This window comes from Micromonospora inaquosa (assembly GCF_003857055.1).
GTDB classification, from domain to species: Bacteria; Actinomycetota; Actinomycetes; order Mycobacteriales; family Micromonosporaceae; genus Micromonospora; species Micromonospora inaquosa.
The window spans coordinates 1-15,027 of the sequence record NZ_QGSZ01000150.1 but is presented as its reverse complement, the minus strand read 5'-3'; the positions used below and the strand labels follow the sequence as shown (position 1 = coordinate 15,027).

Genomic DNA, 15,027 nt, shown 5'->3' with positions numbered 1-15,027 from the left:
GCTCAGCGCTTATTTCTGACAGTTAATGACAAGGTTGAGATGGTTACGGATGGTAACAAGGGGTCGTCGGTTCGAATCCGGCCGTCCCGACTGGTATTCACCAGCGGATATAGAAGATCATGTGTGATCTTGCGGTAACGCTGGCGGTAACGGAGATCGCTTAACGTGGGTTGCATCCCTCGATCCCGTTACTGCGGAGGTGCAGCCTCATGGCTGTCTACAACTACCGCCTCGCCAACGGCCAGACCCGCTGGTTCTTCATCATCGACCTCCCGCCCGACGCGAACGGGCGGCGCCGCCAGCACAAGCGGCAGGGGTTCCCCAACCAGGCCGCTGCCCTCAAGGCGGAGCAGGACGCACGCGCCGCCTACGGCGGAGCAGACCTCGGAGCCGACGGCACCGTCGCCGCCGAGCTGGAGAGCTGGCTCAACGAACGCGAACTGGATGTCCAGGAGACGACGCTCAGCAACTACCGGGACATCATGCGCTGTTACGTGGTTCCGCACATCGGCGCGCGGCAGCTCTACGCCCTCGACAAGCGAGTGATTCACGAGCTGTACAAGAAGCTGCTGAAGAGCGGTGGCAAGAACGGCGGCCCGCTGTCGGCGACCACCGTCCGGATCGTGCACCGGGTCATGATGAAGGCGTTGAGCGACCTCGGGGTCAACATCGACGGTGTGCGGCAACCTCGGCAGGTCGAGCGGGAGACGATGGGGCGCAAGGGCGTCTGGACGCCCGCGCAGTCAGCGAAATTCCTCAAGTACCACGCCGATCACCGACTACGTGCCGCCTGGGTGCTGGCGATCGTCGTCGGCACTAGGCGAGGGGAGCTTGCCGGTCTTAAGTGGCCGCGCGTGGATCTCGATCGCGGTGTCTTGCTGCTGCACTGGCAGCGCACCACGACCAGCAACGGCGTGGTCGAGAAGTCACCCAAGGGCAAGAGCAAGCGGGCGGTAGCGCTCGGGCCAGCCCTGGTAGCGGAGCTGGACGCTCACCGAACGCGCCAGGACGCCGAGAAGGTCGATGCCGGAGTCCTGTACCACGACGGCGGCTACCTGTTCTGCCGGGAAGACGGGGAGCCGTACTACCCGAAGTACTTCACCGACCAATGGGCGAAGGCCTGTGCCGACGCTGGCGTTCCGGTGATCTCTCTCCACGATGCGCGGCACACCTCCGCTACCACCGGCGCTGACGCTGGCGTTCCCGAGCACGTGATGCAGCGGCGGCTTGGTCACGCCGACAGCCGCACGACGCGAGAGGTCTACACCCACGTGTTGCCGGAGAGCGAACGGAAGGCCGCGGAGCTGATGGAAGCGGTGCTCGGAGACGCCGCAAGTTGGTCACCCAGGGCGTAGCCGTGCTGGAAACGCCTGCTCACACCTAGCTTCGTCTCCAGCTGTACAGCCTGTTGTCCTCCGACTTCGAGTCGGCCGGTGTCCCGGCCTCGAGCAGGGGTCTGACCACGTGGTTGCTATTGCTGATGTCGTTGCTTGTTGGGCTGCTAACGATGGGAACGCCTCAGACAACCGGTTGCCCGCATCGTGAGGACTGACGCCGACTCCGGCGTGCTCACGACCTTAGGGGGCGCGAACGATGGCAACCACCACAAGCGACGGACGCCAGTCGAGTCGGTTGCGAGATCAGGTGTGGACGATCGATGCGGTGCGTGACCTGGGCGTCACCACCGATATTGAGACCGCTGGAGCGATCTTGGGAATCGGGCGCACGAAGGCTTATGACTTGGCCAAAACCAACGAGTTCCCGGTGCGCCTTCTACGTGTGGGCCGGCGGTACGTGGTGCCCGTTCGTGCGATCCTCAAGCTGCTTGGCGTTGAGTAGTCGGCTGAGCAGGTTCTGATAAATCGCACTTACGGCTGGGCCGTCCCCCGGTTACCTACCGGTCCCTCGACCGCCGACGTCACCCCCGCGTACGCGGGGAGCGAAACAACTTCCACCGCTCGGCGACGTCTGGCACGGGCTCACCCCCGCGTGCGCGGGGAGCAGGTAACCGGGCAGGACACGGTCCCGGGCGAAACCCGGATTACCCCCGCGTGTGCGGGGAGCAGCAGGACGGGTCGGTGTTCAACACCTACCAGGGCGGATCACCCCGCGTGCGCGGGGAGCAGCCGATGTTAGCAACTCGGGTCACGATGCCTTCAGGCTCACCCCCGCGTGCGCGGGGAGCAGTTGTCCCTGGCGCCGAACATGCGGACGATCTCCGGATTACCCCCACGTGCGCGGGGAGCAGGCGACGATAGCGGCGGCAGCCGCAGTGACCTTCGGATCACCCCCGCGTGCGCGGGGAGCAGCTCCGGGCCGGGGCGGTGAACACGCGAGCCGCGGGATCACCCCCGCGTGCGCGGGGAGCAGGGTGACGTAGCAGTGCCACAGCCCGTCCGCGCCGGATCACCCCCGCGTGCGCGGGGAGCAGACGTACTCGCCCTCCGCGGGGCCGGAGAGCAGGGGATTACCCCCGCGTGCGCGGGGAGCAGCTCGCAAAGACCGCCGAGCGGGCCCGCGTCAGCGGATCACCCCCGCGTGCGCGGGGAGCAGCTGTTGGGCATCGGCCGCTTCGCCGGGATGGTGGGATCACCCCCGCGTGCGCGGGGAACAGAGCTCGGCTGACCACGGCACCAGCTGGCCGTCGGGATCACCCCCGCGTGCGCGGGGAGCAGTGCGGTGGCCCGGTTCGTGGTGCGCGCGGTGGGGGATCACCCCCGCGTGCGCGGGGAGCAGGCAATGGCGTCCGGCAGAATGCCGTGGAAACCGGGATCACCCCCGCGTGCGCGGGGAGCAGTCGAACGCCGCCAGGGCGTCGAGGTCCCAGTCCGGATCACCCCGCGTGCGCGGGGAGCAGGCGTGCAGGGTGCCTACGCGGGTAGTTGCGTCCGGATCACCCCCGCGTGCGCGGGGAGCAGGTCGCGTTCCTGAACGAGTGCCACGCGCGCCGGGGATCACCCCCGCGTGCGCGGGGAGCGGTTTCCTTGTCGAGGGAATCCTTCCCCCCCGCGGGATCACCCCCGCGTGCGCGGGGAGCAGGGGCCGGGCGCGCCTCCCCGACGCGCCCGGCCCGGATCACCCCCGCGTGCGCGGGGAGCAGGCAGTGGTCGAGAACCTGTTGGAGGCGTTGTCGGGATCACCCCCGCGTGCGCGGGGAGCAGACGCCCCGGCTGGACAGGGCCACTCGCTGAGGGGGATCACCCCCGCGTGCGCGGGGAGCAGGACGACCCGCCCCTACGGGTCAGCTTCCACCGGGGATCACCCCCGCGTGCGCGGGGAGCAGCTGGACGGTGTCGGTGATGCCGCCGGGGATATGGGATCACCCCCGCGTGCGCGGGGAGCAGGATCGCTGATCCGCCGCAAATCCGCTACCGGGGGATCACCCCCGCGTGCGCGGGGGGCAGACACCGACGAACGCGAGCGCGCGGGCGGTGGCCGGATCACCCCCGCGTGCGCGGGGAGCAGAGTTCGTCCCGTACCTGACTGCCATCCTCGACACGGATCACCCCCGCGTGCGCGGGGAGCAGACGACCTACGCGAGTCTCCTGGACGCGGTGCGAGGATCACCCCCGCGTGCGCGGGGAGCAGTCTGACCAGTCTTTGCGCAGCGTCTCCGTCTTGGGATCACCCCCGCGTGCGGGGGGAGCAGGCCGTGACCTGAGTCGAGCGGTGCGGCTTGAACGGATCACCCCCGCGTGCGCGGGGAGCAGGACGTGATCCGATTCGACGCGCCGAACCCGCCGGGATCACCCCCGCGTGCGCGGGGAGCAGTACATCAGGGCCAAGGCCATCGCCTGTCGCAGCGGGATCATCCCCGCGTGCGCGGGGAGCAGCTCGTCGACCGGATCTCGGACATGCTGGCCGCGGGATCACCCCCGCGTGCGCGGGGAGCAGAACCTGAACTTCCGGCCGAACTTGATACCGATCGGATCACCCCCGCGTGCGCGGGGAGCAGACGATCGAGCGGACCTTGGCGAGTATCTGCTTGGGATCACCCCCGCGTGCGCGGGGAGCAGAAGTCGGCGCCAGCGCGGCACCGGCGGCGCATGGGATCACCCCCGCGTGCGCGGGGAGCAGTAGGTAGATCGTCATAACCACGCCGGGTGCAACGGATCACCCCCGCGTGCGCGGGGAGCAGGCTGAGTGCGACAGCGAGGGACTGGCCACCGCCGGATCACCCCCGCGTGCGCGGGGAGCAGGGACCAGGAGGTGAACGACTGATGGGCGCCGCGGGATCACCCCCGCGTGCGCGGGGAGCAGACGCCCGCGCCGAGTAGGTTGCGGTTGCATATGGGATCACCCCCGCGTGCGCGGGGAGCAGGTCACCGGCCGGCACCGCCCCCACGAGGTGATGGGATCACCCCCGCGTGCGCGGGGAGCAGACCGAAGGCTTGGCCGGTGAACGGGCCCAGCGTGGATCACCCCCGCGTGCGCGGGGAGCAGCTGTGCGACATCGAGCTGATCGGACCTAGCCACGGATCACCCCCGCGTGCGCGGGGAGCAGCTTGACAAGCTACGCTCCATGTGCATCGGTTACGGATCACCCCCGCGTGCGCGGGGAGCAGGCTTCTTGACCTGGGGCGTTAGAGATCGACTTCGCAGTTTTCATTCACTAGGTCTCGCAAGGCCGTCTCACCTTGTTCGTGTTCGCGTAGTAGGTAGATAGAGGACGAGCGGACTCCGCTACAGGATAGTTGATGAGGCTTAAGTGGAGCGCTCGGCGAATAGGCATCGCCGCATGGGGTGGGCCGAGGTCGAACACCCGCTGATGAAGATCAAGCCGTGGGCGTTGTGCGCGGCTATCGACGCAGCTTCGGGCATCGCCCACCTTCGAAACATCGCCATCGCCGGCGGACGGGATCACACCTCCGGCGCCCGGATGCTGCCCTGCCGACCTCGGGAACCCTGGTCGGTCGGGTTTGGTAGGGCCGTGTCTCGTCCGGTCGAACCCTGCGGTTCGACGCATGTCCGACCTGGGGCTCCGCAGATAGGTCCGGACGGATGGCGACCAGATCGTCCGGACTTACTTTGCGGAGTTTAGGGCCTCAGGGGCTGTTCAGCCGTTGGGCTGGGGGCAGGCGCGTTGCTGGCGACGCTGTGAACAGATCCGCCGGCGCAGCATGGCCAAGCCCGCGGCGCTTCGCCGCCGGTCAGGCGGTGAGGCGGTCCTTGCTGATGAGGCGCCGGCTGGAGGCGACACTGGCTGCGAGGGTGGCGATGTAGAACGCTGCGGTGATCACCAATAGCCATGTCCAGGGGATGGACAGGGTGAAGCCTCGGAGTTTGATCGCGGCGACGATGACTGGTGGCACGGCGATGAGGGCGGCGAGCACGGTGCTGGTCAGGATGATGAGGCCGTTCTGGATGAGTAGGACGTGTCGCGCCCATCGCGGGGACAGACCGATGGCGATGAGCCGGCCGAGGTAGCTGCGTAGGGTGATTACCTGGCTTCTGGCGACGGCCATGGTGGTGGCCAGGACGATCGCGGCGAGTCCGAGGACGGCGGTGTAGTAGGCCGGCGGGACCGTGATGGGTTCCGGCGGCTGGTAGATCCCGACTTGCAGCGGGTCGAGGCCGTTGTCGATAGCGGCTTGCTCCGCGGAAGTTGCTTGATCGTCGGTGACGTTGGTGAACACGATCGCCGCCGGGCTGATGGCGAGATTGAGGCGTTGGGCGGTCGTTGCGAGCAGTAGTCCACTGACTCCGGAGGTCCAGGTTGGTTCGAAGGCGGCGCGGGCGGCTGGCAGGGGCGGGCTGGTGGCGACCACCCGGTCGCTGGTCAGGTCATGGCTGAGCAACTGCCGCTGATCGGGTCCCTCATTCCACACGAGCAGGCCGCCGCGTTGCAGCGTCTGGAGTTGCGCGTCGCTGAGGGGACCGTTGTTGAGGCGGCTGGCCTGCTCGGGCGTTTCCACCACAAGGACCGCGCCGATGCCAGCGTCCTTGACTGTGACGTGCACCGTTTCGGTTGTCAGGTAACCGGTCTTGACCGGCGGCGCGGCGTCGGCGAGTCGGGCCGACACGGCGGTGACGACATCGCGGGAGGGCGGCTGCATGGCCCCTCCGGGTCCTGATAGCACCACTTGGTGCGGGGCGACGGTGGCGACGACGTCTTCCTGCGCGGTCGTGATGAGTGTTGCCAGCAGCGTCGTCAGTCCCAAGGGAGCACCGAGCGTCGTGGTGAGGACCGCGACGGCGGCCACCGCGCGGGCCCGGTCGTTGTGCAGCTGCTTGCGGCCCAGGTGGCTACGGGGGTCGGTGGTGGGCAGTAGACGGATCGCTATGCCGACGACTTCGGGCGTGAACAGCAGAACCGTCGCCGCAACAGTCGCGGTCAGCACCATCGCTTCCTCGACGGAATCGAGCACGCCGATCTGCACGATTATCGCGACCCCTAGGACGGTGGCGGCGATTCGCCGCACGGCCGCGCCGGTGACGCGCGTGCGTTTCTTCCCCGCCCGGGCTGACGGTGCCCGGGAAGGCGCCGCAGCTCCGGTGGACCGGGGGTGGGCCAGGTGCAACAACAGCGCCGCCGCCGTGCACGCCGCGACGGTGACGCCTAGCAGCCGCGCGGCAGGCGCCACCAGACCCGGCCAGGGTGAAATCGGACCGGCGAGAAAATGGTCCGCCACTGGCCGGCTGGCAGCGCCGAGGCCGATCCCGGCGAGAATGCCGGCGAGCGTGGCGGCGAGGGTCCACACCGTTGTCGCAGCGGCCACGCCCGCCGTGGCGGTAGCTCTGCTCATCCCCACCGATGTCAGGATCGCCAGGCTCTTGCGGAATCGACGCGCGTTGAGGCCGAACACGGTGAGCACCGCCAGCAGCGGCAGCGCTAGTGAGGGCAGATCGTAGGCCAGCGGGATTCGGTCGGTCCAGGGGCGGCGCAGCTTGGTCAGCTCGTCTGCTCGGGTGCGCGTCTCAGCGGCGAGCTGCGCCTCGACGGTTGCAGGCGAGGCCTCTGGCACGTTGCTGGCGACGACTGCGGCCACCGCCGTGAGCACGTGCTGCTGGACGCCGCCGTTCCACAGAAGCGTCGCGGTCGCCAGGACAGTGGAGAAGTTGCGGCTGGTCGCCTCGCTGAGCGACGCCCAGGTGCCTTGTGCGGCGAGGATGCGCGGTGTGTCCCCGAACAGATCCTCGGCAACGCCCACGACGCGCAAGCGGTCGTTGCCGGAGAAGACGGTGAACGACTCGATCGGCCCGAGGACGCGCCGCAGCGCATCGGTCACCGCCACCTCGCCGGGTTGGCTCGGCCACCGTCCTTGCCGCAGTTGGTAGCGGTCAGGGAACGGCTCGGCCGGCCACAGGGCCTCGGTGTAGAGCGTGAACGGCGGTTGGGTCATGTCCGGGCGCACGTCGAACGAGACCAGGGCCGCGACTGTCTCCGACGCCCCGCTGGCGCGGGCCGCCGCAGCGATCTCGCCAGCCACGTCGGCGCTGCCGGGCCGGATCGTGGTCACGTTACTCAAATCGACTTGCGAGTCGAAACGCCCAAGGTCGCGGTCGGTGACCTGCCGTGGGGACAGGGTAAAGGCGTTGAGGGTGACGAACACTGCCACCAGCAGCGCGGCGGTCGCGGCGACGAGGAAGGTCGACCGGGCCAGCGACCTGCTGCGCATGAATCTGCGCGCCACGGAGGCGACCAGCCGGATCGACACCTCAGGTCGCCCTCTCCGCTGTCAGTTCCCGGCGGAGCACGCGCCCGTCGACCATCTCGTACACACTGTCGGCGTACTCGCGACACATCGTGTCGTGGGTGCAAACGACCGCAAGGGTTCCCTGGTCACACAACTGCCGCAGCAAACCGAACAGAGCGCGTGAGTTGGTGGAGTCCAACGCCCCAGTCGGCTCGTCAGCCAGCAACACCCGCCGGTCGCCGGCCAACGCCCGCGCGATCCCAACCCGCTGCCGCTGCCCGCCGGACAATTGGCTCGGCAGCCGGCCGCCCAAGCCCTCCAGCCCGACCCTCGCGAGTTGCTGATCGGCTTGCTCTAACGCCTGCACGGAGGGCACACCGATAACCTCCAGAGGCAACACCACGTTCTCCCGCGCCGTGAACTCCTCAATGAGGTTGTGGTCCTGAAAGACCACCCCGACGTTGCTCAAGCGCAGTCGTGCCCGCTGGTCCTCGTTGAGCCGGCCAACGTCGGTCGACTCAACGAGGATCCGGCCGGCGTCCGCCTGGTCCAGTCCCGCGATGAGGTTCAGCAGGGTCGACTTGCCGGACCCGCTGGCACCGAAGACACAGACGAACTCGCCTGCGCTCGCCCGCAGGTCGGCATCCCGCACGGCCCACACCGTCTCCGAACGGGTTACGAAGCGGCGGCTAACACCCTCGACGGCGAGCAGGATTTCAGCGGCGCCGGCCGGCGAGGTCAGCACCCGCGGTCAGTCCGCCACGACGACAGCTCATCGCTGTTCAACACATTCACGTTGTCGTCCTCGGTCAGCTTGGCCATCGTTCGGCAATGCCCTCCACCGTCGTGGTCGTAGTACCAGGCGGCATTCGTGTTCGTACGGTTCTCCCACGAGTCCATGTGATCGTTCGCAGAGGCACTCACATTGGCGAGACCCCCACCCGGACCACGCGAACCCAAGAACCCAACCCAGCTGTTCCCATCGTAGATGCACACCAGGTCAGATCCGCAGAGTGACGGGTTTCCAGCCGACGCGGCGGCCGGAAACGCCAGCCCTCCGGCCGCGATCACCGCCCCCGCCAGCAACAGTTTCTTCACGCCGACGCGCTCTCCCTCCTCGCGTCCAGCGGCCCTGACACGACCACCAGACAACCGACTTGCATGCGCAGAACCGTAAGTTGCTGATCTCAAGCGGTCAATGAATTTGAGTGCGTCTCGCCTTGCGGAACGTGAACCTACCGACATGACTCGTATTCATCCCGGAGAAGCGTGGGAATTCCAACAGAAGCATTCGCGTGGAAGGGATTGGCGAGACGTGCGGTCGGGAGTGCGCGTGGGTGATGCCCGGCCAACGCGGACGCGACCGACTTCTGCGCCATTCCTTCCCGCGCCAACCATGACTCGCCCGCCGAGTAGATGCGGACGCCGCAAAATCAACGCAAGGTTCATCCGGATAGGACAATCGGTCGGTTGTCCGGACCTACTTTGCGGTATCGGTGGTTGGGGTCACCGCGGGATCGACATTCCGTAGCCGGTGCGTTCCTTGCCTAGCGCGAGTCGGCCGGCGCTGATCTTGGGGCCGGTGCGGGTCGCCCAAGGGGCCGGTGTGACTGCGGTGTCGAGGTAATCCGACGGGGCCGCTTGGGGCCGCAGATACTCGGCCGTTGCGAGTTCGATGAGGGTTGCGACGGACATGTTCTGGACTGCTTCGTCGCGGAAGTTCTGGGTGTTCGCGGTGGCGTGGACGGTGGCCGAGAACGTCGTCATGGGGATGGACCAGTCACGGACCAGTACCGCGGTGAGGTGGCGGTGATAGAGCATGGCTCGGCCGGCGCGGCGGGTGCGGGCGAACCAGGTGGCGCTGCGGCCGTTGCTGTCGCGGGCGCGGTCGGTGACCTTGGGGCCGGTGCGGCCGCCGAAGGTGCGAGCCGCGCGGTAGGTGCTGCGGGGCAGGCTGGGCGGCTGCCAGCAGTCCTGGTCGATCCAGCGGGCGATCGGGTCGTTCGTAACTTGGGGCCGGTAGTACGGGTCGCCGAGCCGCCGCCTGATCTCGGTGGTGAACCGGAGCTGGCCGTCAGGGCCGCCGGCGGCGAGGCGCCGCCAGTGCAGAGACCCGACGAGCGCGGCGAGCTTGACGGCTTCGGGATAGGTCACGGCGAACAGTCGGGTGGTGCTGAAGGTGGTCTTCTCGGTGCCGTGGGGGATGAGGACGTCGGCGCGGTCGCGCCAGTCGAGGCGTGCGTCGAGGTCGTTGTCGTCGGCGGGGTTCTGGCTCCAGCGGTGGGCGCAGATCAGGAATCCGGTGAGGACGGCGTCGAATGTGGCGGCCGGGCCGAGGCGGTGCAGCAGCCGCAGGTGGGCGCGTTGCGCTGCAACTATTTCGGGTAGGTCGTGCAGTGGTAGGCAGGGCTGGTCGACCAGGTCGGGCGGGCCGATCCAGATGTGGTGGCGGGTGCAGACGTAGCGGTGGTGCGGGAGTAGCTGAAGGACGGTTCCGCCGGGGTGCCGGGCGGTGCAGCGTGGGCAGCCGCGCTGCGCTTCGTGGCGGTAGGCCAACCAGTCCGGTTCGGGCCGGCGCAGCTCGATCACGGCGCGGACGAGCAGCGCTTGCGGCAGGCCGGTGACGGCGGCGAGCAGGTCCGCGGCGATGTATCGGGATTGGCTGGTGGCGACGCGGGGTCGGCTGACCTGGTGCCAGAGTTCGTCGAACGACATTCCGTGCAGGGCTGCGAGGCGGGTGATGTAGGAGGCGGCGGTCTCGTGGTGCGCGGGTGCGACCGCGATCGGCAGGCGCGAGCGCATCACGCGGGGACCTGCTTGCGGGTCGCGGTCGCGGGCCGGGCCTTCGTCGCAGCGTTGGCGCGTTCGGCGGCGTAGTCGACCGGGATGAAGTCGAGCAGCTCGCGGGTGATCTGCTCGGTGTCGTCCTCGATGGCCAGGATCGCGGCGCCGCGAATGAGCTGCGACAGGCTGCCGATCATTCCGCCGGTTCGCTGGTAGAGGTATTCGTCGAGCGAGACCAGCGTGCCGGGGCGATGCTCGCGCAGGCGCAGCATGCCTTCCAGTGTCGAGACCAGGGACCGCCAGGCGGCGCGCTGCTCGGCGGTGCCGTAGGCGAACGGCGTGGAGGCGATCAGGGTGAACCGGCCGGCGATCTGCCGGCCGCGGACCCCGGCGAACAGTCCCTGGGCCTCGACCTCGATCCCGGCGTAGACGAACGTGGCAGGGAGGCGTTCGGCGAAGTATTTGAGCTGGTCGGAGACCTCGGCGCCGGAGCGGGTGGCGAGGTTGAGGTTGTGGATCTCGTCGACCAGGACCAGCTCGACGCCGGTGTGCGCGGCGGTGGCGCAAACGGCGTTGACGATGTCGGGCAGGTTGGTGCGGGGCGAGAACTCCAGGCCGAAGAACCGGGCGAACTCGACGGCGAGCATCCGGGCGGTGGCCGCAGGTGGGACGGTGCAGTAGAGGACCGGCAGGTGGTGTTTGCGCCCTGGGTGGCGCTTGCGGACGGCGCGTTCGTGGGTGCGGCCCAACTGGGTGAGCGCGGTAGTCTTGCCGGTGCCGGAGGCACCGGACAGGATCAGCCCGCGCCGGGCGGATATCTGATGCCGGTTGAGCTGGACCAGTAGCCGCCCGGTGGTGAGGACCTGCCGGATCGTCGGGGTGTTCACCAGCGGCAGCATGGCGTGGTAGTCGCGGCGGGCCTCGTCCTGCGCGGCCCGCTGCCCGGGTGTCAGCGACAGCCGGGCAGCGGCGCCGGCCGGCGCGGCCGGCTCGGGCTGGTAGTCCACGAACCGGCGCCAGCCCTCTTTGGTGGTGAGCGGGTCATCCGGGGTCAAGGGGTCGGGGGCGGCGCTCATATCCACCTTTCGGCTTCGGCGTCGGCGTCGAAGACACCGAACGGGATGACCTCGGCGTCCGAACGCTCGTCAACGACCGGCGTGGGCGTGGGGCGCTGATCGGGTGCTGGCCGGCCGTGTGCGCTGCCGACCGCGCGGGTGCGGGCGACGGCCTTGGCGCTGGTCCGGTCCGGTCCGTGCTCGGCGCGGGTGAGCAGCTCGTCGAGCACCCGGGCGACCTCGGACTCGTTGCCGGCGTCGCGGCCACGCTCGACGGTGAGGCGGCGGGCGTGACGCCAGGTGAAATCGGCGAACGGCGCGGTGATCATCGGCAGGTGGGTCCACGGGACGGTGATCCAGCCGTCGGGGGTGCGCAGGAACACCTGGGAGACGTCGTAGGGGTCGTAGTGGACTTCCCAGAGGCCGCGGCGGGCGATCACGCCGGAGTGCTGCCGCCGCCAGGGGCCCAGCGCCGCGCAGTCGTAGGTGCGGTTGTCGATCCGGATGCCGTAGTCGTTGATCTGGCGCCACTGGACGGGCAGCAGTTCGAGGTAGTCGTCGCTTGCCAGGGGCAGCGGCAGGTAACCGGCCGCGGCGACGAGCGCGGCGTATTTCTCGTTCGGCGTGAGCATCCGGCGGGGCTGGTGCGGGTCGCGCAGCGCGTCGTGCGGGCGGTGCTGCCAGCCCACGATCAGCCACTCATCGAGCAGGTCTTGCAGCTCACCGATCGTCCAGGCGGCGGCGACGTCACGGCCGCGCAGGGTCGGGTTGCCGCCGGTGTAGCCGGCGACATGCTGCGCGAACAGCGTTTTGATCGACTTGTGGGTGGCCTCGACGATGCCCTTGTCGGTCGGGGTGTCCTTGCGGGCGGGCTGGACAGAGATGCCGAGCCGGTTGCAGGCGCGGTCGAAGGTCTCGGAGACGAAGACGCGGCCGTGGTCGATGACGACGGTGTCGGGGACGATGACCGGCCGGGCGGCGGCCTCGCGCATCCGGGCGTCGATGTCGAGCAGCCGGGCGTGCGGCAGCCTGGACGCGGACAGGCGCAGCGCGTTGGCCCAGCCCGGTCGCATCGGCTCGGGGACCAGCATCTTGGCCAGCAGCAGCGCGGCGTCGACGGCCTTGGTGCCGACCGGGCGCAGCACCGCGGCGCAGACGGTGCGGGTGGCGACGTCGATGGCGATGGTCATGTCCGCGCGGACCGGCAGCCCGTCGTCGAGCAGCACCATCACGTCGATCGGAGTGGAGTCGATCTGGACCTGCTCACCCGGGCGACCGGCGAACGTCGGAGTGAACGCGCCAGCCGGCCGGTTCGCCGTCTGCCGGCGGGTGATCGCCGAGCCGAACGTGTGCCTGCCGGCCGTGAGCCGCTCCACCAGGGCGTAGAACGTGCTGCGTCCCGGCAGGGGCACCACCCCGGCCCCGTGAAGCTCCTCGACGCGTTTGACGGCGCGGCGGATCAGCCTCGACCGGGTGCCGGTCGAGACGTTCGTCTGCTCGGCGATCACTTCCCGCAGCGCGTCGACCAGCCGCGCGTCAACGCGACCGGTCGCTTCCCACTCGCGCACCGCCCGCTGATCAACCAACCCCCAAAGTCCCTGCGCGAGGTAGCGAGCGCGGCGACCCTCGATCGTGCGGAGACTGACGCCCAGCTCAGCGGCCTTGGCGCGCTGCCGCTGAGCCAGGCTGCGCGTCGCCGGGTCGTACTCGGGTCGCGCTGTCGCGCCCGGCGCGGCGGCGGGTGGTAGTCCGGTCTCGACCTCAACGAGGTGCTGCTCCCACCGCCTCGCCGCCGCGAGCGTTTCCTCGGGCAGCGCGTCGAGCAGCCCGAACGGCTCGACCGTCGGTGCCGTACCGGCGTCGACCACGGCGAAGCCGGGCGTGGCCATGAGGTGCCCGGCGAGGACCACCTGCTCGGCGCCGGCGCCCGAGCGCAGCCGGACCGTGGCACCGGCCAACCCGACGACCTGGTGCTCGCCGCCGTCGAAGTGGACCCAGTCGCCGGGACGCAGCACCGGCCTGGCCGGGGCCATCAGGACACCACCGCGCTGACCACGGTGCCCGGGTGCAGCGGCGTCGACAGGTCCGCGTTGAGGTCATGGCACCAGAGCAGGTGGAACAGCACCGGCAGCACCGCTATCGGGTCGCCGACGGCTTCCGCCCCGGCCATGAGCGGCGCCGGTGCGGCGAATGCCCGGCGCAGCGCTGCCGCGACCGGCTCGACCTGGTGGCGTGGATGACGATAGCCGGCCAGCCAGCGGACGTTCGCGCTGCGGATCGCGTCGGTGGCGCCGACCAGCTGGTAGTTCCAGCCGACCAGGTCGCAGGCGGCGCGGGTGGCGTCGAACGCCGCTGCGTCCTTCGGTTTGATCCGATCGGTGGGGCGGCAGTCGACCACCACGGCGCTGCCGTCGCCGCGGCGGGCGAAGTAGTCCGGGGCGTGGGAACGGGTCTTGCCCTGCGGCGTGGTCCAGAACAACCAGAACGGCTGCGACGAGACCGCAACGACCCTCGGGTCGAAGTCGAGCAGCATCAGGTGGTCGCGTTCCAGCCACGACTCGAACCCGACGTGCCCGCCCGCCGTGGCCGACCACCACCGGCCCGAGTGGTGCTTCTGGCCCTTGTAGGACGGGAACCGGCGCACCGGCCGGCACTGCTCGAACGGCACCGCCCAGGCCTCGGTAAGCAGCGCCCGCCGCTCGACGCCGTCGTCGGTGATGAAGCCGACCTCGAACCCGTCACCGACCGGGCCGGCAGCGCCTCCCGGTAGCGCCCGCAGCGCCGTCATGCCGCGTTCCGCGCGCTGGTAGCGCCGAGCTGGAACAGTCCGAGACGCCGCTCCAGGTCCCGAGCCAGCCGCTGGCAGCGGTGGTAGTCGTTGCGGGTCCAGACGGTGGCCCCGTCCTGCCCTACCAGCGTGGCCACGATGTGGATGTGGTCGAGGCCGTGGCGCACCGCCACCCACCGGGCGCCGGCGTCATCGGCCGGTGACGCCAGCCCGACCGCGGCGGTGAACTCGGCGGCGATCGCGCCCCACTGCTGGTCAGACAGGGTCGGATCCGCCGGGTGGTTGTGCACCGAGCAGTGCCAGACCGGCCGGCGAGGCGGGCTGATCGCAGCGGCCACAGGCTGGTCGAGCAGACGGGACAGCCGGACCACCGAGAAGCCTTGCGCCGACCTGGCCAGTTCGTGGACGCCGCCGACGGCGGCCCTCGCCCAGGCGCCGACGAGCCGTGGGTTGTCGTGCTCGCCCCGCTCACCCGGTCCGAACAGGTAGCGCAGCAGGTCCAGCGGGCGCGCGCTGCGGCGGCGGATCCGGCAGATCACGACGACCTGAGCAGCGCGTGCACGCGGTCCACCAACTCGTCCAGGCGCTGCACCGCGGCGGCGCACCGGCCGGCGTCGAGCGCCGTCGTGGCGCCGACTAGTACGACAGCCGCCGTTTGAGATGTAGCTGTTGGGGCTGGTGGACGAGGTGCGGCCACCGCATGATCGTCTGTCTGTTGTGGACATAACGTTAGATCTGGCGGTGGCCGCGTGCCACAGCGTAA

10 protein-coding genes and 2 CRISPR repeat arrays are annotated in these 15,027 nt (G+C 69.5%); of the genes, 2 read left to right on the top strand and 8 right to left on the bottom strand.

Translation table 11 applies throughout. The annotated features are described in order from the left end of the window. The first annotated feature begins 209 nt into the window (after positions 1–209). Together DLJ59_RS06805 and DLJ59_RS06795 are read left to right on the top strand one after the other, a co-directional pair. Positions 210–1,355: a tyrosine-type recombinase/integrase gene (locus DLJ59_RS06805; protein WP_124771655.1), complete on the top strand. Its 1,146-nt coding sequence runs from the start codon at positions 210–212 to the stop codon at positions 1,353–1,355. A gap of 238 nt (positions 1,356–1,593) precedes the next feature. Continuing rightward, positions 1,594–1,839 (top strand): helix-turn-helix domain-containing protein, encoded by a 246-nt coding sequence (locus DLJ59_RS06795; RefSeq protein ID WP_124771653.1) that lies wholly within the window; start codon positions 1,594–1,596, stop codon positions 1,837–1,839. A 319-nt stretch (positions 1,840–2,158) separates the two neighbouring features. Further along, positions 2,159–2,797: direct repeats of the CRISPR family, unit length 28 nt; unit sequence GGATCACCCCCGCGTGCGCGGGGAGCAG. Between the two features lie 92 nt (positions 2,798–2,889). Beyond that, positions 2,890–4,565: direct repeats of the CRISPR family, unit length 28 nt; unit sequence GGATCACCCCCGCGTGCGCGGGGAGCAG. Positions 4,566–5,150: 585 nt separating this feature from the next. Here the strand turns inward: DLJ59_RS06795 and DLJ59_RS06790 are convergent. From DLJ59_RS06790 to DLJ59_RS06755, 8 genes are all read right to left on the bottom strand, one after another. Then, positions 5,151–7,229, bottom strand: a complete 2,079-nt coding sequence (locus tag DLJ59_RS06790; protein WP_124771652.1) for an ABC transporter permease family protein — start codon at positions 7,227–7,229, stop codon at positions 5,151–5,153. A 430-nt stretch (positions 7,230–7,659) separates the two neighbouring features. After that, positions 7,660–8,382, bottom strand: coding sequence for an ABC transporter ATP-binding protein (locus tag DLJ59_RS06785; protein WP_244235863.1), 723 nt, complete (start codon positions 8,380–8,382; stop codon positions 7,660–7,662). Beyond that, positions 8,376–8,735, bottom strand: coding sequence for a peptidase inhibitor family I36 protein (locus tag DLJ59_RS06780; protein ID WP_158630793.1), 360 nt, complete (start codon positions 8,733–8,735; stop codon positions 8,376–8,378). The genes DLJ59_RS06785 and DLJ59_RS06780 overlap by 7 nt, the downstream gene beginning before the upstream one ends. Positions 8,736–9,143: 408 nt before the next feature. Beyond that, positions 9,144–10,439, bottom strand: a complete 1,296-nt coding sequence (locus DLJ59_RS06775; protein WP_124771664.1) for a TniQ family protein — start codon at positions 10,437–10,439, stop codon at positions 9,144–9,146. Beyond that, positions 10,439–11,497 carry a TniB family NTP-binding protein gene (locus DLJ59_RS06770; RefSeq protein ID WP_124771650.1) on the bottom strand — a complete coding sequence of 353 codons (1,059 nt, stop codon included), beginning with the start codon at positions 11,495–11,497 and terminating at the stop codon, positions 10,439–10,441. The genes DLJ59_RS06775 and DLJ59_RS06770 overlap by 1 nt, the downstream gene beginning before the upstream one ends. After that, positions 11,494–13,509 (bottom strand): Mu transposase C-terminal domain-containing protein, encoded by a 2,016-nt coding sequence (locus DLJ59_RS06765; protein WP_124771649.1) that lies wholly within the window; start codon positions 13,507–13,509, stop codon positions 11,494–11,496. The genes DLJ59_RS06770 and DLJ59_RS06765 overlap by 4 nt, the downstream gene beginning before the upstream one ends. Next, on the bottom strand, positions 13,509–14,264 hold the full coding sequence (locus DLJ59_RS06760; protein ID WP_124771648.1) for a TnsA-like heteromeric transposase endonuclease subunit: 756 nt from the start codon (positions 14,262–14,264) through the stop codon (positions 13,509–13,511). Before DLJ59_RS06760 ends, DLJ59_RS06765 begins: the two co-directional genes overlap by 1 nt. Next, positions 14,261–14,803 (bottom strand): relaxase/mobilization nuclease domain-containing protein, encoded by a 543-nt coding sequence (locus tag DLJ59_RS06755; RefSeq protein WP_124771647.1) that lies wholly within the window; start codon positions 14,801–14,803, stop codon positions 14,261–14,263. The genes DLJ59_RS06760 and DLJ59_RS06755 overlap by 4 nt, the downstream gene beginning before the upstream one ends. Positions 14,804–15,027 lie beyond the last annotated feature (224 nt).

Excerpts from the sequence above, each read along its gene's own strand:
- DLJ59_RS06805 (WP_124771655.1), top strand. The coding sequence starts at position 210 with ATGGCTGTCTACAACTACCGCCTCGCCAACGGCCAGACCCGCTGGTTC.
- DLJ59_RS06795 (WP_124771653.1), top strand. The coding sequence starts at position 1,594 with ATGGCAACCACCACAAGCGACGGACGCCAGTCGAGTCGGTTGCGAGAT.
- DLJ59_RS06775 (WP_124771664.1), bottom strand. The coding sequence starts at position 10,439 with ATGCGCTCGCGCCTGCCGATCGCGGTCGCACCCGCGCACCACGAGACC.
- DLJ59_RS06770 (WP_124771650.1), bottom strand. The coding sequence starts at position 11,497 with ATGAGCGCCGCCCCCGACCCCTTGACCCCGGATGACCCGCTCACCACC.
- DLJ59_RS06765 (WP_124771649.1), bottom strand. The coding sequence starts at position 13,509 with ATGGCCCCGGCCAGGCCGGTGCTGCGTCCCGGCGACTGGGTCCACTTC.
- DLJ59_RS06760 (WP_124771648.1), bottom strand. The coding sequence starts at position 14,264 with ATGACGGCGCTGCGGGCGCTACCGGGAGGCGCTGCCGGCCCGGTCGGT.